This window comes from Pseudomonas sp. F220, assembly GCF_057813935.1.
This window is the reverse complement of sequence record NZ_JBVASJ010000050.1, coordinates 14,615-33,278: the sequence shown is the minus strand read 5'-3', so window position 1 is coordinate 33,278 and position 18,664 is coordinate 14,615. Positions and strand designations below refer to the sequence as shown.

Below are 18,664 nucleotides of genomic sequence, written 5' to 3'. Positions count from 1 at the left end.
GCAGCTGCTCTTCGAGCACCCGCGAGAACTGGTGGTAGTTGATGCCCTGGCCGGTGGCCGAGGTCTTGTCCAGCAGTGGCACGATCAGCATGCTGGATTTGAAATCGCTGGCCACCAGGCTGCCGACGATACCCGCGCGGCCGATGTTCTGGCGCAGTTGCTCGATGTCCGCGGGCGCCCCCTGGTAGGTACCGGGCATCACCGGACCGCCCTGGAAGCCTTCCACGGTGACTTCGGTCCAGCGCACCCCAGGACTCCACAGCGACTTCATCCAGGCGCGGTCGACACCGTCGGTGAGGAACAGCTGGTCGTTGACCTGCTTGAGTACCTCCAGGTAGCCAGGGTCGAAAATATCACCTTGGGTGTTCTCGACCACCACCCGCACCGAGTTGCCCAGGCCGCGCAACGACTGGCGATTCTCCAGGTAGTTCTGGATGTACGGCTGGCTCTGCGGAATCATCTTCTCGAAGCTGGGGCGCAGTTCCAGACGGGTCACCGCCATATAACCCAGCACCAGGGTGACCAGTGTCATGAACACCATGAACAGCGGGCGGTAGTTGAATACCAGCCGCTCCAGCCGGTTGCCGGAGCACCGATCGAAGTCACGCAGATCGCGGATCACCGGCATGGTGTCTTGCTTGATATTGCCCATGTCTGGGTACTCGCTCTAAATTTTCGAGGTCTTATTTGACGGACAATGCCTGTGCACCACGGCTACCCACCACCACCAGCGAACCATCGGCGGCCAGGGTGGCACCGGCCACGGGGGACAGGTCTTGCTGCGCCAGCCACTGCAGCCGTGTACTGCCCGCCTGACTGATCAGCGCGTGTCCGGCCTGGGTGAACAGCTCGTACTGACCCTGAGCATTGACGATGGCGGCCGTGATGCTGACATGCAGGCCGCTCGCCAGTGGGCTCCAGTGCTCGCCGCCATCGGTGCTGCGCAACACAGTGCCGCCCAGGCCGTAGGCGAGTACTTCACCGGGCTTGCCGATGACGCCGAAAAAGCTGCCCTGAAAGGGCGTCTGCAAGGTTTTGAAACGCTGCGCGGCGGCATCCCACTTGAGCAACAGGCCCTGTTCGCCGGCGATGTACAGCCCATCACCGGTCGAGGCGATAGCGTTGAGGTGAAAGCTTTGCGGGTTGTCGGTGCGGTCCTGAAACGGGGTCCAGTGCTGACCACCATCCTCGGTCCGCAGGATCAGGTTGAACACACCGACGACATAGCCCAGCTTGTCGTTGGCGAACCACACATCGAGGAACGGCTTGTCGGCGCCCTGCTCGACCAACCGTTGACCTTCAGCGACCAGCAGTGGCCATTGCTCGTTGGCCGGCTCGGCACTGGCCAGCGCCGAATAATGCTTGACCAGCAAGTCACCGATCTGGCGACCGTCGAGCTGCTTGCGCCAGGTGGTGCCGGCATCGTCGCTGTGCAGTACGACACCATCGTTACCGACCGCCCAACCCTGTTTGGCAGACGGAAAAAACACCGCCGTCAGATCACTGCTGAGCGGGACACTCGCCTGCAACCAGTGCTGGCCAGCGTCATCGGAATAAAGAATATGGCCACGCTGGCCAACGCTAACCAGGCGCTCACCTGCACGAGCGATGCCGATCAAGGGGCTGCGCACGGCCAAAGGACTCCGCTTGGCCGGCAGATCCAGCACATCCACATAACTGGCTGCCTGAGCGACACCCTGCAACAGCGCCAGCATCGAAAACAGCAGCGCCAGCGCGAACTTTTTCAAGGAACTCATACCGCACCTTCTAGGAAAACGGCGCCGGACAGCACACGAGGTACAGCCCGGCGTCGGAGTCGGTAACCCAAGATGAACGACGCTCAGGCCGTCCATCTTCCAGTCACGCTGCCGAGGCACAACAACCCATCGCCCCGGACTTCTATCGCCTGCCGCTTAGCGGATACCAGCCCCCGCCAGGGCATCCGGCGCCCACTGCGCCTTCGACAGCGGGGCGAGGTACTTGATGCCACCGTACGGGCCTGCGAGGCCGTTGATGTTGTAGTTGCCGCCCACCAGGTCGTAGATCATGAACGCCGTGCTGTCGGGGGCCGGTTTGTCATAACTCTGGCTGAGGAAGGTGAAGGAGCCACGGTAGAGCTTGCCGCTCGCGTCATACTGGTCAGAGGCCAAAGCGATCCAGCTGTCTTCATCCAGGTAGAAGCGGCGCTTGTGATAGATGTGTCGTGCACCGGACTTGACAGTACCCTCCACCACCCAGACGCGGTGCTTCTCCCAGCGCACATAGTCGGGCGCGATATGGTTGGGAGTCACCAGCACCTTGGAGTCCTGGATATAGCTCAGCTTGTAGGTGTTGTAGGGCACGATCATTTCCTGCTTGCCCACCAGCTTCCAGTCGAAGCGATCCAGTGCACCGTTGAAGACGAATACGTCGTCAAAAGTACCGGCACCGCCCGTACCCGGGTTCGGTGTGTCGTAGGCCAGGTCTGGCGCCAACTTCACCCGACGCTGGCCAGGCAGGTACTGCCAGGCCTTGCGTGGCTGCGTCAACGGGTTGGCAAAGTCCTTGAGCATGAGCGCCTCTCCCGCACGCCGCGCGGGACCCGCGTAATACAGCTTCATCTGGTAGAAGACGTCCGTGCTGGCAATCGGCTTCGCCATGTCTTCGTAGACTGGATAGCTGATGTACGACAGAGCCGTGGTGGAGAGTGTCGGCACACCTGCGGAATCGACGTTCCAGGAGTCATACTTGTTGCTCAGACTGACCCCCAGGTAGCGCAGCAGGTGGTTCCACATAGCCTCAGCGCCCGAGTGCGGGATCGGGAACGGCACGCCGGGCAGTACGTTTTCGATGGCCAGACCGTCGTTGAGGGACTTGGCACCCGTGGCGTTCTTCACGCTGTTGTCCAGCACCGCCTGAGGCATGGCTACCGTGCGGTGGGTCGGATACACATTGATGCGGTAAGTGGGGTAGCGCTTGGCCAGCTCCGCGGTGGTGGCCGTCAGCAGGCCCTTGTACTGGTCGACGTTCTTGCCATCGATAACCAGTACCGGCTTCTCATCGATAAAGGGGTCCGGACGCATGCTGTCGCCGGCTTTGAAACTGGCTGGCGGGGTGGTCATCCCACCTTTGTAGGCAGGAATCGAACCATCGGCGTTAGCCGCCATCTCGGCGCCTACACTGGTCAGGCTGGTGCCTATCTTCGCCGCTTCCTGAGCCGATACGCCCGCCTGGGCCTGAGAGGCAATGACGGCCGCCAGGGAAGCTGCCAGCACAGTATTTAGGAATCTCATCTGAATTCTCTCCACTTGTTTTTGTAATTTGAGCGTCAATCAGAAGGTGGTTTTGAACGAGGCTGTGACCATCCCGCGATCCTTCAACACAGGCGCCAGCCCTGCCTGCGAAGTGATCTGACCGGGAATGCAGCGGTACTGCCCATTAGCGCCGGGTGTGTTGTTATCAAACCCGGTTGCACAGGTATTGAACGGACCAAAGGAGTCAACGTACTTCAGGTCGAACCTGTACTTCGAATAGACGTCTGCGGCGACACCAATGGAGTAGCTACCGGCGTCCTTGTTGCCGCCCAGCTGGACGGCGGAGTTGCCCTTGAGGCCAACGTTGTAGGACGTTGGCATGGACATATCGACACCCGGGAAGACCTGGAACCAGGTCGGGGTGAAGTTGGCAGCGATGGTGTAGGCATTGGTAGTGACCTTGTCGGCGCCCCTGTAGCTGGAATCGCCCTTGAAGGTCTGCTTGCCTTCTTCATTCACGCTGACCAGATGGGTCATGGCCCCTTCCACGGCCAGTGAGGAGGAATCCCACAACGGCGTCCGGCCAAAGGCCACCAGGCCATTGAGTACCGCATGGAAGGTCTTGCCTCGGGCCAGCCCGGTGTCACCTTTGCCCGGCACAGCACCGATAAGGTTGGCGCCGTTGATCAGGCCCTCGTCAGCCTCCGCCCGCAATGTCGGGTTGATGTTGCTGAAGTTGCTCGCCAGCGGCATGTTCTCGCGATAGTTCAGATCGAGACCGACGCTGACCGGACCCACACTCTTCGACAGACTGATGCCATAGATGTCGATGTCATCGGCGTAGGCGCTGAAGTATTGAATGCCCTGGAGACCCGCCAGGCCAGGCTTGTTCAGGTTAGGCGCATTGATCAGCACCGCCGGCATGACGTCCGACGTGTTGCGGTAGTAGAAGCCCAGGGTGCCATCCAGCCATTCCGGGCTCCACTTGGCCATCAGCCCGTAGTCGCCGGAATTACGCGGTCTGAGATCATGACCACGCGGCGCGCCGTAAAAGGAACCACCCGCAACCGTCGGCAGTGGCAGCCAGAAGACTTTCCCTCCGTCGTTGAGCATGTCGTAGGCCCCCATGTAGGTCCCACCCTCGGGCAGCCGGGAGTTCTGATACTCCAGGAAGTACTGGGCGGCCAGCGTCAGCTCTGGATTGACCGTGAACGACATGGAAATCTGGTTGCGCGGCAGGAACAGCTCCTTGGTTTCGGTGCCTGGCACGTTATACAGCTTGGCAAGGTCCAGGCCTGCCTGACCGTAGTTGATACCGTTGGCCGCGTTGAACAGGGTCTCGCCCCAGTACACGTTGTGCTTGCCGAGCTTGACGCTGAACATCGACTCCTCGCCGACCTCGGTGCTGTAGAACACAAAGGCATCAAGGATTTCGCCGGACGGCCCGTTGTAATAGCGATCGGTATAATTGCTCAGCCCATGACTCTGTGCAGTGTGGCCGTTCAGCGAATGGCCAGCAGGATTTGCTGCAACCAGGTCACCCGCGTTGCCCGCCTGCCCTGGAAAAGCGTTGGAATTGGAACCTACGTTGTCATAGGCATGGTCGTACCAACTCGCGCCACTGACACGAAAACCCATTTTCTTTTGGAAGACCACATCCAACTCGGTCAGCAAATCGAGCCGCTCAGTCACCGCTCTACCGACACGGAAGTTGTTGTCACCGTCGTTGAGGTTGGCCGTGTTGGCGATTTTCGAGTTCTGACTTTCCACCCGTTGACCATAACTGGTCTTGAGGGTGTTATCGAAGCGCACGGCCCAGTCTTCACTGCCAGTATTGAATTCAAAGGCATGGGCCGCCGGCATGGAGGCCAGCACAATAGCTGTGCCCAGCAGGCTGCGACGCAGGGGGCTGTGCCCTGTAGTGGTATGCATTACGTTGTCTCCATTTTTTGTTTTTTTTGTTTTTGGTTCTAACAACGGCTCACATTCAGTCCTGGCGGAATGCGAGTTTTTTTCAGGCACCTTTGCTTAGGTGCTTACCTCCTGTCCTCCAGAGTGATGTGACGCCAGGCTCGTAGCGCCTAGCGATCCAAGGTGCGGATAAACGCTTCGGCCTGGGGCCATTCGCCGTAACCGGCAGCCGGGTTGAGATGGCCTACAGCGCCGAGATTGACCAGTTCGCTGCCCCAGTTGCGGGCCATTTGGGTCACGGACTCCAGGCTCGCAAGGTGGTCGTTGGTACTGGCCGCGACGATCGAGGGGAACGGCAGAGGCCCTTCGGGCAGCGGATCCCAGCCATTGGCCCGCAGGCTCTGCGGGGTCGGATAACCTACTGGCCAGCTGGCCCCAAGGTCCGGCGGTGCGGCCAGCAAGGCGCCCTTGATCGGGCGGTTATAACGGGCGGCCCAGTGCGCCACCATCAACACACCGGCACTGTGAGCCACCAGGATCACTGGACCGAAAATCGTCTCCAGCTCGCTCTGGATCGCTTCGACACGAGCCGCCAGGCTGAGCTTGTTCTCTTCCAGTGGCGGCACTGAGCGGACCTTGTCCAACCTGGCTTCAAGCAGCGTTTGCCAATGCTCGGGCACGTGATCACGCAAGCCCGGAACTATCAGAATCGTGGTGTCACTCATAGCTCTATTCACCCTTGAATAATCCATCGAGCGGTCCGCCAACACTTCGAACCCTGCCAGCAGCACAGTAGAATTCGTCTTGTCAGAGCGCTTTACATTTAGCGTCAGTCACTTCTCTTTTGATGACAGCCCCTGAAGAGAACCATCCCGTGAATTGACCCGGAACGACCATGACCGAATCGGATGAATGCGCAGGATCAGCCAGATGAGTACACATGAATAGACAAGTTTGTACACAAGATGTGACGGATTAATTTACGGCTCGATGCTTTTCATTTCACGACGAAGCCTCTATAAATGACAGGCAGCTGCGACAGCGAGACCTCATTTGTCACCAAATGGAAGAAATGCACGCCATGACCGCTCAAGCCCGATCCGCCGTACTGACCAATTACCTGGTAGTGGCTCGCCATCTGCGGCTGAACGCGAACGCTCTGTTGGCCGAGGTCGGCTTGAGCCCTTCGATCCTGAGCGATCCCAATCAACGCATCCCGGCCAGCGCCAGCATCATCCTGCTGGAGCGATCAGCGCGCCTGAGTGGTTGTGAAACCCTCGGCCTGCGCATGGCCGAGCTGCGCCAGATATCGGACTTTGGTGAAGTGAGTCTGCTGCTCAGTCACCAGAACACTCTGCGCGACGCGCTGAAAGTGATCGTGCAATACCGTCACCTGATCAACGACTCACTGGCGATTTTCATTGAGGAAGCCGGCAATACGGTGATCATTCGCGAGGAGCTGGTCACCGAGATGGCCACGAACAACCGCCAATCCATCGAATTGGCCATTGCCGTGATGCACCGCTTTTGCGCAGCCCTGCTCGGCGCGCACTGGCACCCGAACAATGTCTGCTTCACCCATGAAGCGCCGGCGGACCTCACCGTGCATCGACGGATCTTCGGCTGCAAGGTGGAGTTCGGCTGCGAGTTCAACGGCATCGTTTGTCCCGCCGCCAACCTCGACGCCACCAACCCTTTGGCCAATGCGGCCATGGCCCGACACGCGCAGCGCTACATGGATTCGCTGCTGGGCAAAAACGACCACTCCCTGGCGTTCGACGTGCGCAAATCCATTTACCTGTTGCTCCCCATGGGCCGCGCCACCATTGAGCAGATTGCTCAAAGCCAGGGCATGAACGTGCGCACCCTGCAGCGCCGCCTGGAAGAAGACGGGGCCAGTTTCAGTGAGTTGATCAGTAGCGTGCGCCGCGACCTGGTGATTCGCTACCTGGAGAACCCCGGCTACTCGCTGGGACGGATCACCGACATGCTCGGCTACTCCATGCCCAGTTCATTCACTCGCTGGTTCATTTCCCAGTTCGGCATGCCGCCAGCCGCCTGGCGCAGCGAACACAAGATCGTGTCGCGCAAAGACAACTAAAACGCCCCGCTACTCTCTGGGCGCGGTTTGACAGCACCCAGCCCCTCGACAGAAGACAACTGTGCACAACAGGTTGGCCTACTGTGCGTTCAGGACATCCGCTCGGAAAAAAACGGCCGCCTGCTACAGCAGACGACCGCAAAGGAGCAAGGCGACGCATGACTCAGGAACTACCCGTAGCGTCGTGCGGCCCTCAATAGAGCATCTGTTTACAAGCCCCAGTGCATCAGTAACAGCACCAGGACAGCAAGAAAGACCGTCTCCCCCACCATCAGCAGGATCGGCTTGATGCCCACCGAGGCCAGCTCCTTGAGCTGGGTCTTCATGCCCAGAGCACTGATGGCGATCACCAGACACCAGCGCGACAGTTCGTTGGTGAATCCCTGCACCGCCGGGACGACCCAGCCAGTACTGTTGATGCACGCGAGCATCAGGAAGCCCACAGCAAACCAGGGCAGCAACGGTGGCCGCTTGCCGGTCGGGTCGGCGCCCTTCATGCGGGTGATCATCGCCGCGCTGATGATCACCGGCACGAGCATGGCCACACGCATCAATTTGATGACGGTGGCAGTATCGCCGGTTTCGGTAGACATGCTGTAGCCGGCACCTACCACCTGGGCAACGTCGTGGATAGTGGCGCCGAGGAACACCCCGGCCTCCTGTGGCGACAAGGCGAGCCAGTTGGCGATCATCGGGTAGACAATCATGGCCGTCGTGGACAGCGCCGAGACACCAATCACGGTGAACAGGGTGGCACGTTCCTTCTGCGGATGGTTAGGCAAAGCCGCGGCCAGCGCCAAAGCTGCCGAGGCACCGCAAATCGCCGTGGCGCCACCGGTGAGCATGCCGAACACACGCTGGAACCCCATGGCCTTGGCCGCCACCATCGAGACGAGGATGGTCACCACCACCAGGATCACCACCAGCGCTACCGGTTTCCAACCCAGCGCGACGATCTGTTCGAGGGTGATGCGCATCCCCAACAGCGCCACACCGATGCGCAACACGGTGCGTGAAGTGAACTCGATACCGGCCTTGCACGTGCCATCACCGGCGAGAAAATTCAGCGCCATGCCGAGCAGCAGCGCGAACAGCATCACCGGCGCACCATAGTGCTCGGAGAGGAAACTCGCCGCTGCGGCGACAATCAGGCTGACGATAAAACCGGGGGCCAGTTCTCGCACGCGGCTGTGAACAGAGGTTAGAGCAATGGCACTCATGCTGTGGATTCCTTGGGAGCGATAACAATAAACACTTGGCCGTCGACCACCTCGACCGGGTAGTTGCCAACCTTCACAGCGGTCGAGTTGAGCAGATAGCCGCTGGCCAGGTCGAAGCGCAGGCCGTGGGCACAGCACTGGATCACCCGGCCCTCAAGGCGGCCACCACACAGTGAGGACCCCTGATGTGGGCAGCTGTCGTCGATGGCGTAGAACTGCCCGGCGACATTGAACAGCGCCAGGCTCTTACCCTCCGGCTCGAACAGCGAGCGCATGCCCAGTGACGGGACTTTCTCGACCGGTACTGCAATACGCCGACTCATGCCGATGGACTCCCGACCACGTCCTGCGCAAGCACTTGCTGCATGACCTGCAACAGCACCTCGGCCGGCTGTGCGCCGGACACTGCCTGGCGCCGGTTGAAGATGAAATAGGGCACCCCCCTGGCGCCCATCCCTTTATCGTCGTAGGGGCTGCGAGCCCCCTCCAGGCAGTCGACCAGGGCTGCGCGCGGGTAGCCGCAGGACTCGGCAATCGCCAGCAGGGTGGCACTGTCGCCAAGGTCTTCGCCGTGATGAAAATAGGCGGCGAACAACCGCTCCAGCAAGGCGTCGCGCTGCGCCACGCTGCCCAGTTCATCTGCACGTTCCAACAGGCGATGGGCATCGGCGGTATTGGGCATCGTGGGGATGCCTCTGAAGTCGATGCTCAGATCGACGACAGCCGCGGCTTGCCGCACTTGCGCCTGGCGCGCACGCACCGCCTCGGCACCGCCCAGGCGCTTTTCGTAGAACTCGACAAAAGGCTCGCCCTGTGCCGGCAGGTGCGGCAACAGCTGCACGCCATGCCAGGCCAGTTCCAACTCGACCTCCGGGTGGCTGACGCGCAACTGAGCAAGCGCACGCTCCAACTGGCGCTTACCAATCAGGCACCAGGGGCAAATAAAGTCGAAGAACGCATCAATACGCAAAGTCCCCGTCATGGCGACACCTCCATCACGGCTTTGTTCGACGCTTGATCCGCGACGACAGAGGGCGCTTCATCACCCTGCGCACGCGCAATGTCGTCGAGATAGTGATAGCGGATATAGAAGAACACCGCCGCTGCCGCGATGCTCATCAGCGGCACCAGCTGAAAGGCCCCATGCAGACCGATAAGATCGGACACCTTGCCGGTAACGAAGGGCCCCGGGGCCAGGCCGATCATGTTATTGACCAAGGTCAGGGTGGCGAAAGCGGTGCCATGCACTTTGTAGTGGGTCAGGTTCGCGATCGTGGCAATGGTCGGGCCGTTGGGGCCAGTCACGAATAGCATCGACAGACCGATCAGCGCCAACTGAACAGGGCCGACCGACTGAACCAAAGCCAGCGACATCAGCAGGCAACTGCCCAGGCAGAAAACAATGGAAATCTCGATCTTGCGCAACGGAGAATGACGGCACAGGCGATCACTGAGCATGCCGCAGAAAATCGCCCCGGCGCCACAGCACAGCACCATGACGCCCGCCATAACGCCGGCCTTACCCTCGCCCATCCCGTAATAGCGGTTGAAATAGCTCGGCATCCACACAATCATGCTACCGGCAACGAATGTCTGCAGGCCGCTGGCTACGTAAGCAGCGATAACCGAACGCGTGCCGTACAAGGTGCGTAGCGGACGCTTGACCGCCGCTTTAGTCTTGCTCCCGGCCGTGGCGAAGCGCTGCGGGGCAATACGGGCTTCCTTGACGATGATCGGGTAAAGCACCGCCAGCAGCAGGCCAAACAACGCCATGCTGGCGAACGACCAACGCCAGCCCAGCTTGACGGCAATCGCACCACCCAGGGATATGCCCAACACCGAGCCGAACATGGCGCCCGCCATGAAGGCACTGGCCAGGGTCGCACGCATGCTCTTGGGAAACACCGACACCACCACCGCGATGCCGACACTACCATAGGCAGCCTCGCCGACGCCCACCATGAAGCGCGCAATCAACATCTCATGGTAGTTCTCTGCCAAGGCACAGCCCAGGGTGGCCAGACTCCACAGCAAGGCCATCAGGGTCAGACTCTTGACCCGACCAAAGCGGTCGGCCATCAGTGACAAGGGGATCGTCAGGAGGCCTACCATCAAGGCGACAATGCCGCTAAGCAAGCCTAGCTGGCCGTCACTCAGTGCCCACTCGCCCTTGAGAATCGGGAACACGGCATTGAGTACCTGCCGTGACATGTAATCGGAAATCAATAAGCCAAAGGTCAGCGCGAACACAAACCACGCGTACCTGCGCGGAATGCCGACCGAAGTTTCCTCTTCATCACTCACTGTACTGTGGTGAAAGGCCATGTTGCCTCCTCGGTGTCTAGCACCCGTTTTGTTATTGTTATTGGTCTTGCGCAACGCGTTAAAACAATGCCGGGGCAGGATATCATTGGCATCCTGCCCCGCTACCTCTCAGTCACCCGCGTTGTGGTACACCTTTCTGACCCGGCTTGCGGTTCGGCGCCATGCCGTTGGCCAACAGGGTTTCTTCAACACTCTTGTACTGCACACCGATACGGTAGATGTCGCGCGCCTCTTTGCCGGTGGCGATTTCACGCCCCAGCTCGTGGGCGATACGCACCGTCTGCTTGACCTGCTCCACGGAAGAGAAGCGCTTGCCGTGTTGATCGATAATGGTGTCTTCATTACCCAGGCGTGGATGCAAACCCATGGCCATAGCAATGGTGTTGAGTGGCAGCACGTTCTTGAGTAGCGACTCGGCAGTCAAGGTGCAACGATCCGGTACGCGATTGATGAAGTTCATCAGGTTCATCGGGTTCGGGCCGTCGAAACCGCCACCGATACCGATCCAGGTCAGGTTCAACGGACCTTTGTAGACGCCCTTGCGCACCAGGCGCTCGAGGGTTTCGTAGGCATGGATGCCGGTCAGCTGGAAGTGCGGCTGGATATTGCTGGCCTGCAGGCGCTTGAGGTGCTCAGCGACAAAGGCAGGACCTGCCGGTACAGTCATTTCGGTATAGGCGGCATGGGTGGCCGGATCAAGCAGGGAGGTGCCTTCAATGCCTTCCGGAAACAGCAGCTCCGTGATAGTCATTTGAATGGTGTTGATGGCGATGGTGACCTGATCCGGCTTCGGCGTCAGATCCGCAAGCATGTGGCGGGTATCGTCGGAGAGCCACAGTGCATCGGCGCCATCGCCTTCAGGGGCAAAGGAAATCGAGCCGCCGACCTGGATGATCATGTCCGGTACAGCTTCACGCACACCGGCGATCAGTTCGTTGAACTTGGACAGACGCTTGGACCCTTTACCGTCCAGTTCGCGCACATGCAAGTGCAGCACGGTAGCGCCTGCTTCATAGCAGTCAACAGCCGCCTGAACGTGCTGGTCCATGGTCAGCGGAATGTCTTCCGGGAAGTCGCCCGGCATCCACTGTGGCGCGTAAGGGGCGACGGTAATCACCACCTTTTCCATGGTATCCGGGTGCAGGGAATCGTCGAAAAACTGCATGTTCATCTCCTATTTTTTGTTGTTACCTGCCCGACAGGCTGTTCGGAGCAGGCATTTACATGAGTGAAGGTGAGGTTGCTTAGTAGGTCTTTTCGCCAATAATCCCGGCGCGTTCCATCTTGCGATGGCAGGGTGGGTAATCCATCACGGCGTAGTGCTGTGTGCTGCGGTTGTCCCAGATGGCGATGCTGTTGGGCTTCCAGCGCCAGCGCACCTGATACTCCGGAATGTTGGCCTGGCTGGTCAGGTAGCGCAGTAACTCGGACGAGCCCTGGGTGAAATCCTGGCCGAAACGCACCCGTGCGGGCGTGTGGAAGTTGGTGAAGTGCGTCGTGAACGAATTGACGAACAGCACCTTCTCGCCCGTCTCTGGATGGATGCGCACCACTGGGTGCTCAGCGTCCGGGTACTGGGCCTTGAGCGCCAGGCGCTTTTCGATCGGCATGTTCGCGCCAAAGGTCGCCTCGATGCTATGACGGGCACGAAGGCCTTCGATCCGCGCTTTCACGTCGTCCGGCAAATGCTTGTAAGCCAACACCATATTGGCCCACATAGTGTCACCACCGACTGGCGGGCACTCCAGGCAACGCAGCACGCTGCCCAGCGGCGGCGCCTCGCGCCAGGTGGCGTCGGTGTGCCAGGAGTTCTCATACCGATCAGGCGGGCTGTCCGGGCTTTTGTAGACCTGTACCAAACCTGGGTAATCCGGATGGCTGCCGATGACCGGGTGATCCTCCAGTTCGCCGAAGCGGCGGGCAAAGGCCACGTGCTCGGCACGGCTGATGTCCTGGTCGCGCAGGAACAGCACGCGATGCTTGAGCAATTGGACGCGGATCTCGGCGAACAGGTCGGCGTCATGGATGGCATCGGCAAGGTTGACGCCAATCAGCTCTGCGCCAATGCTGCAGGTAAGTTGTTCGACTTGCATGACCAACGCCCTCCTTAGATGACGAAGATTGATGAGCCGGTGGTCTTGCGCGACTCCAGATCGCGGTGAGCCTGCACAGCGTCTTGCAAGCTGTAGTGCTGGTTGATCTCGATCTTGATCTTGCCGCTGCCGACCAAGCCGAACACTTCACCGGCCAGTTCGGCCTTCTCTGCCGGGTCGGCGATGTAATCGGCCAGTGCCGGGCGAGTCATGAACAGCGAGCCTTTCACCGCCAGTTGCGCCGGGCTGAAGGGCGGAATCGGACCGGATGCAGTACCGACGCAGACCAGTAGGCCACGACGTTTGAGTGAGTCCAGCGACCCTTCGAACGTGCTCTTGCCAACACTGTCGAACACCACGTTGACGCCAACGCCATCGGTCAACTCACGCACGCGCTTGGCCACATCCTCGTGGCTGTAATTGATCACATGATCGCAACCATGGGCACGGGCGAGTTCCGCCTTGGCCTCGCTGGACACGGTGCCGATTACATTCAGGCCCTGTAGCTTGGCCCACTGCGAGACAATCAGGCCAACGCCGCCGGCGGCAGCGTGCAGCAGGATGCTGTCACCGGCCTTGAAGTCATAGATGCGACGCATCAGGTACGCAGAGGTCAGTCCGCGCATGGTCATGGCCGCCGCGGTCTCGAAAGAGATATTTTCCGGCAGCTTGATCAGCGGTGCAGCCGGGATCAGGCGCTCCGTGCTGTAAGCGCCGAGGGTGTTGAGAAAGCCGGTGTAGGTGACCCGATCCCCGACCGACACATTGCTTACACCTTCGCCCACAGCCTCTACAACACCGGCGGCTTCCACGCCCATGCCATTAGGCATCGGGACTGGGTAAGTGCCGTTGCGGAAATAGGTGTCGGCATAGTTCAGACCGACGGCTACGTGACGAAGCCGAACCTCACCCGGGCCGGGATCGCCGACTTCTGTCTCTTCAAAGCGAAGAACCTCGGGACCACCGGTTTCGTAAAAACGTACGACTTGGGCCATGCTTTTTATTCTCCAATCAGCGTTCTGGGCGCACTACGGCGATTTGCGTTGATTGGAATGTAAGCCGCAGGCTGTCCGAGCGCTTCTCATCAGACGACAACGCCTTTTCATTTCATGACAAACAGTACGCTTGCGTGCGGTGCATCGTTCTGCCAGAGGCGCCTGAACACAAGGGTTCGCACAAAGCCTGCGGTGGGTGACTTATCCAGTGCCTCTCGATACCCTTGCGCACCTCAGCGCCTGACAGTGTTCCAGGTCAATCCACACGCCATCCAAACGAGCATGTCATGAAATCCCCTGCCGGCTTGCTGCTGACGGGTATAGAGCTGGACCGTGCCAGCTCCATTCCCCTTTACCGTCAACTCTATTTGCAGATTCGCAAACAGATTCTGTCCGGACGGCTTCAAGGGGGCGTGCGCTTGCCATCAACCCGGACCTTGAGCAAAGAGCTTGCGCTGTCGCGGATCACCATCCTCAATGCCTTCGATCAGCTGATTGCCGAAGGCTTTCTGGCGTCGCGGACCGGGGCCGGGACTTATGTGGGCAATGAGTGGGAAAGCCGTGGTATTGCCGACGATCAGCGGCAGCGCCAGCCTCCTCGCCTGTCCAATCTGAGCCAGTCCGTGCTGTCTCTGCGCAGCAATCATTTCCGAGGGGTTTCCTATGCCGGCTGGGACCCTGCAAGCCCCACCTCGTTCCTGCCCAGCCACAGCGCTTACGACGCGTTCCCGCAACCTGTCTGGAAGCGTCTGATGAACCGTCACCTGCACAAGCCAACCAAGGCCATGCTCGGCTACGGCGAACTGCAAGGGTATCTGGCCCTGCGCACAGCGATTGCCGACTACGTCTTTGATGCCCGGGGTATCGACTGCAGTGCCGAGCAAGTGGTGATCGTTTCCGGCGCCCAGCAAGCCTTTAACCTGCTGGGCATGTTGTTGCTCAATCCGCAGGACAGCGTGTGGATGGAGGATCCGGGGCATATCGCGGCGCGAATTGCGCTCCAGGCCCAGGGAGCCCGGGTGGTCCCATTGCGTATTGATGAACAGGGGATCGATATCCGCCAAGGCCTGGCCGAGTGCCCTGACGCCCGCCTGGTGTTTACCACGCCGTCGCGCCAGCATCCGTTGGGCGTCACCATGAGTTATGCGCGGCGTCAGGCGCTCATCGACTGGGCCGCGCACAACCAGAGCTGGATCATCGAGGACGATTGCGACAGTGAGTTTCGCTACAGCGGTCGCCTCCTCCCCGCGCTCTATGCCATGGACCCGTTGGCTCGAGTGATCTACGTAGGGACGTTCAGCAAAGTCCTTTTTCCCTCCCTGAGACTGGGCTACGTGATACTGCCGCCGGCCTTGGTCGAACCGTTCTGCACCCTGCGGGCGGTCATGGATCGCAGCCCGCCCACGCTCCTGCAGGCCACGACTGCGGACTTCATGCGCGAAGGCCACTTCCTCGGACACATCCGCCGCATGCGTACGCTGTACCAGGCCCGTCAGGCCGCACTGGTTGAGCAACTGCAACAGCGTCTGGGCAGTTTCTTCACCCTCACCCCGGTGGAAGCCGGCATGCATCTGATCGCGTGGCTGCCACCCGAGCTCGATGACGACGCCATCGCCAAGGAACTGGCCCGGCACAATGTTCACACCTATGCCCTGAGCGACTACTGCCTTGAGCATGTCCTGCCACCTGCTCTATTGATCGGTTTTGCCGGCACGCCAGAGGACAAGGCCGAGGAGCGCGTCGAAGCACTGGCTCAGGCGCTGATCAAAATGGGGCACCTGCGCCAGGAACCTGTCAGGTGAGCAGAGTGGTCTTATCATTTAAATAATAATGGATCTATCGAGAGTTCCTGTCTGGCGCGATAAAGGCTGCGCCGGTAGACCCGGTGTCTGAACCAGGAATGACTCGAATGAACAATAATATCCAGGAACGATTCAATACCTTGCTGAGCCACAAGGCTGGCGAGGCCGGGGCACCTCCCGCACTCACTGAAGCACTGGCCCGACAGCTGCTCGATCGCCTCGGCCAGCTGCGCTTGTTTGCCCATGCCTATCCCCTGCTGACCAACCTCACCCATGGTCGCGTCACGCCGGCCGACCTGTTGGACTTCGCCTATCGCCACGAGCTGCAGGGGCTGAGCCTGCACTTGCTCGACGGCGAGGAAAACAGCCTGAGCCAAATGACACCCGCGCAGCTTCAGGTCTTTGCTGACAAAGCCACGGCGCTCGGACTGGATGTGCACCTGGAAATCAGCAGCACACTGAAAAAAGATGTCGATCAGGTGATCGCCATTGCCAAAGCTCTGGGCACCCGAAACATACGTGTTTACTCACGCTACGAGGGGACGCTGTCTCAGGTCATGGACGTGATCGAGTCAGACCTGCATTACCTCGCGCAGCAGGCAGACGAGCATGACCTGTTCTTCGACTTCGAGCAGCATGAGGAACTCAAGAGCACCGAGATCGCGCAACTGCTGAACCGCCTCAACCACCCTCGGCTGCATGCCTTATTCGACTTCGGCAACATGATCAATGCCTGCGAACAGCCCCTGCAGGCGCTCCGTACCCTGGCGCCACACATACGCCAGACCCACCTCAAGGGTGTGCGCATCGTCCCCGAGCAAAACGGATTCGGCCATTACGGCGTGCTGCAGGGCTGTGACGAAGACGACCTGCCCAACGCACGCATGTTGTTCGAATTGTTGATGCTCGGCGAATCAACCCCGCAAGTGATCGCGTTCATCCTTGAGCAGGAAAATCACTACGTTGCCCCGGCGTTCCGCCAGACCTTTGAGGCTGTCGACCCGTTCATTGCGTACCGGGAAATGAGTGAAACGGCGCTGCCAGGCGGCTACTCACTTGAGCGAATGTTGGCCGATGAACACCGTTGGGCAAACAACCAGGTCGCGTATGTACGAAGCCTGATGGCTGAGTTCCGAACCCTGGCCGAGCTGACCCTGGGCAACCGCACAAACGCCTGAACCTGACGTTACTACCCGATTACGCCTGGAGAACAATAATGACAACTCGTGACAAGGCCAAATGGCTCAGATTCCTGACTCTCATCCTCGGTGGCGGCACCATCTACAAACTGGCGAACCTCAAAGACGCTTTCTATGTCCCCATGCAAGAATTCATGGGCCTTACCCATACTGAAATCGGCTTGCTGCTGAGCGCCAACGCCATCATCGCCACCGCGCTTTTTGTCGTCGGTGGCCTGCTGGCGGACCGATACGACACACGCAAGCTGATTCCTATCGGTCTGCTCGGCACCGGCAGCCTGGGGCTCTACCTGGCGACCTTTCCGCCCTTCAGCAACCTGCTGATCGTGTTCAGCCTGCTGGCCGTCTGTGCCGACTGCATCTTCTGGCCCTCACTGCTCAAAGCCATCCGCAACCTGGGCGACGACAAGGAACAGGGGCGGTTGTTCGGGCTTCTGGAAGGCGGGCGTGGCGTCGTTGATACCGTGGTCGCCTTTTCTGCCCTGGGCGTCTTTGTCGCTATGGGCTCCGGTGAGAGTGGTCTGAAATCGGCGATCCTCTTCTACTCGGTCATCGACATTCTTGCCGGAACCCTGACCTGGTTCCTGCTCAAGGGCGCCAGCGTGCAGTCGACTGCCAAGCCAAAGAACGGTTTGTCGAACCTGCTCGAGGCCATCAAGGTGCCGGGTATCTGGCTGGTCAGCCTCAACGTGTTCATGGTCTACATCGTGTACTGCGGCCTGACCTATTTCATTCCCTACCTCAAGGACATGTACGAACTGCCCGTGGCACTGGTGGGCGCTTACGGCATCATCAATCAGTATTTCCTCAAGATCCTGGGCGGTCCTGCCGGAGGCTTCATTGCCGACAAGCAGTTCAAGAGCACCAGCCGCTATCTGAAATGGGCATTCCTGGCTCTACTGCCACTCATGGGGGTGATCATGCTTATCCCTAAAAACCACGATTTCATCTATGCGGGCATGGCCGCCACCCTCTCCTTCGCGCTCATCGTGTTCTCCATGCGCGGCGTGTTCTGGGCGCCCATGGGTGAAGTCGGCATTCCCCAGCACATCACAGGCTCAGCCTTCGGTATTGGTTGCCTGATCGGGTACGCACCGGGCATGTTCGCTTACGTCATCTATGGCGCGATCCTCGACCATTTCCCCGGTCAGCAAGGCTACAACTACGTCTTCAGCTTGATGAGTGTGTTGGCCATTCTTGGGTTCATGGTGTCCAGCCTGCTATATCGGGCAGTCCGGAATAACTCCACCACCACCGGCGAAGTTAGCGCAGCGCAAACCTGAACATCGTCCTGGTAACCAGGAAGAGGCCTGCGAAATGCCTCTTCCTGGAAGAGTTTCTGATTCAGGCTGATCAATCTTGTGAGCACAATCACTTTTTCCTCTCTCATGAACAATTTTAGTGAACAGGCATTTGGCGCTCTTTGATTAAGCGTTCAATTCGCTCGTTGTACCGGATCGATGGGTGCATCAGTACTCCCCGCCTTGCCAGGTCAGTAAACAGTGCGCTCTGACTGTGCACGATGAAACTTCCCAATTTCAAAAAGAACGTGCAGGACATAGACGAGTAATCGGCAAAACAGGCCGCGGGCGTAGGTGTTTGCGCAGGGTAGCGATCGCCGAGCCTGATTCTGGAGAGGTACCGTTAGAAAAATACCCCTAAGGTATCAAGCCATACTATCTCGATATTAGACTGTCTAAAAAACAGAGGTGAAACTAGCTGCAATTACAATAATACCTAGAGAGTATGATCATGGTCCGTGCCTGCGAAAACGTTCCGACAGTG

At 59.4% G+C, this 18,664-nt stretch carries 15 protein-coding genes and 1 pseudogene; 4 read left to right on the top strand and 12 right to left on the bottom strand.

Annotated features, from left to right (window positions below):
• From ACZYSM_RS26830 to ACZYSM_RS26810, 5 genes and pseudogenes are all read right to left on the bottom strand, one after another.
• Positions 1-652: pseudogene (locus ACZYSM_RS26830) on the bottom strand (RND family transporter); the annotation flags it as partial.
• Positions 653-683: 31 nt separating this feature from the next.
• Complete coding sequence (locus tag ACZYSM_RS26825; RefSeq protein WP_489076321.1) at positions 684-1,757, bottom strand: WD40/YVTN/BNR-like repeat-containing protein; 1,074 nt, start codon at positions 1,755-1,757, stop codon at positions 684-686.
• A 156-nt stretch (positions 1,758-1,913) separates the two neighbouring features.
• Complete coding sequence (locus tag ACZYSM_RS26820; RefSeq protein ID WP_489076319.1) at positions 1,914-3,272, bottom strand: DUF1329 domain-containing protein; 1,359 nt, start codon at positions 3,270-3,272, stop codon at positions 1,914-1,916.
• A gap of 39 nt (positions 3,273-3,311) precedes the next feature.
• Complete coding sequence (locus tag ACZYSM_RS26815; RefSeq protein ID WP_489076317.1) at positions 3,312-5,165, bottom strand: DUF1302 domain-containing protein; 1,854 nt, start codon at positions 5,163-5,165, stop codon at positions 3,312-3,314.
• A gap of 149 nt (positions 5,166-5,314) precedes the next feature.
• Complete coding sequence (locus ACZYSM_RS26810) at positions 5,315-5,869, bottom strand: RBBP9/YdeN family alpha/beta hydrolase (protein ID WP_489076315.1); 555 nt, start codon at positions 5,867-5,869, stop codon at positions 5,315-5,317.
• 356 nt (positions 5,870-6,225) lie between these two features.
• On the opposite strand from ACZYSM_RS26810, the gene ACZYSM_RS26805 reads away from it, so the two are divergent.
• A complete protein-coding gene (locus ACZYSM_RS26805; RefSeq protein ID WP_489076313.1) occupies positions 6,226-7,245 on the top strand; it encodes an AraC family transcriptional regulator in 1,020 nt (339 codons plus the stop codon).
• Between the two features lie 209 nt (positions 7,246-7,454).
• Here ACZYSM_RS26805 and ACZYSM_RS26800 read toward each other — a convergent pair whose 3' ends face one another.
• The 7 genes from ACZYSM_RS26800 to ACZYSM_RS26770 all read right to left on the bottom strand — a co-directional run bounded on the left by ACZYSM_RS26800 (position 7,455) and on the right by ACZYSM_RS26770 (position 13,878).
• Positions 7,455-8,465: a YeiH family protein gene (locus ACZYSM_RS26800; RefSeq protein ID WP_489076311.1), complete on the bottom strand. Its 1,011-nt coding sequence runs from the start codon at positions 8,463-8,465 to the stop codon at positions 7,455-7,457.
• Positions 8,462-8,788 (bottom strand): Rieske (2Fe-2S) protein, encoded by a 327-nt coding sequence (locus ACZYSM_RS26795; protein ID WP_489076309.1) that lies wholly within the window; start codon positions 8,786-8,788, stop codon positions 8,462-8,464. The genes ACZYSM_RS26800 and ACZYSM_RS26795 overlap by 4 nt, the downstream gene beginning before the upstream one ends.
• Positions 8,785-9,447, bottom strand: a complete 663-nt coding sequence (locus ACZYSM_RS26790; protein ID WP_489076307.1) for a DsbA family oxidoreductase — start codon at positions 9,445-9,447, stop codon at positions 8,785-8,787. The genes ACZYSM_RS26795 and ACZYSM_RS26790 overlap by 4 nt, the downstream gene beginning before the upstream one ends.
• Positions 9,444-10,790: an MFS transporter gene (locus tag ACZYSM_RS26785; RefSeq protein ID WP_489076305.1), complete on the bottom strand. Its 1,347-nt coding sequence runs from the start codon at positions 10,788-10,790 to the stop codon at positions 9,444-9,446. Before ACZYSM_RS26785 ends, ACZYSM_RS26790 begins: the two co-directional genes overlap by 4 nt.
• Before the next feature lie 112 nt (positions 10,791-10,902).
• The gene (locus ACZYSM_RS26780; RefSeq protein ID WP_489076303.1) at positions 10,903-11,955 is read right to left on the bottom strand and encodes a beta-keto acid cleavage family enzyme; all 1,053 of its coding nucleotides are present in this window, start codon (positions 11,953-11,955) and stop codon (positions 10,903-10,905) included.
• Positions 11,956-12,034: 79 nt separating this feature from the next.
• A complete protein-coding gene (locus ACZYSM_RS26775) occupies positions 12,035-12,883 on the bottom strand; it encodes a TauD/TfdA dioxygenase family protein (protein WP_489076301.1) in 849 nt (282 codons plus the stop codon).
• A gap of 14 nt (positions 12,884-12,897) precedes the next feature.
• Positions 12,898-13,878, bottom strand: a complete 981-nt coding sequence (locus ACZYSM_RS26770; RefSeq protein ID WP_489076299.1) for a quinone oxidoreductase family protein — start codon at positions 13,876-13,878, stop codon at positions 12,898-12,900.
• A 287-nt stretch (positions 13,879-14,165) separates the two neighbouring features.
• Here ACZYSM_RS26770 and pdxR point away from each other — a divergent pair, with 287 nt between their 5' ends.
• The 3 genes from pdxR to ACZYSM_RS26755 all read left to right on the top strand — a co-directional run bounded on the left by pdxR (position 14,166) and on the right by ACZYSM_RS26755 (position 18,162).
• A complete protein-coding gene (pdxR, locus tag ACZYSM_RS26765) occupies positions 14,166-15,680 on the top strand; it encodes a MocR-like pyridoxine biosynthesis transcription factor PdxR (protein WP_489076297.1) in 1,515 nt (504 codons plus the stop codon).
• 107 nt (positions 15,681-15,787) lie between these two features.
• Positions 15,788-16,858: a sugar phosphate isomerase/epimerase family protein gene (locus tag ACZYSM_RS26760; protein WP_489076295.1), complete on the top strand. Its 1,071-nt coding sequence runs from the start codon at positions 15,788-15,790 to the stop codon at positions 16,856-16,858.
• 38 nt (positions 16,859-16,896) lie between these two features.
• Entirely contained in the window at positions 16,897-18,162 is a 1,266-nt protein-coding gene (locus ACZYSM_RS26755; protein ID WP_489076293.1) for an MFS transporter, read from the top strand.
• Positions 18,163-18,664: the final 502 nt, after the last annotated feature.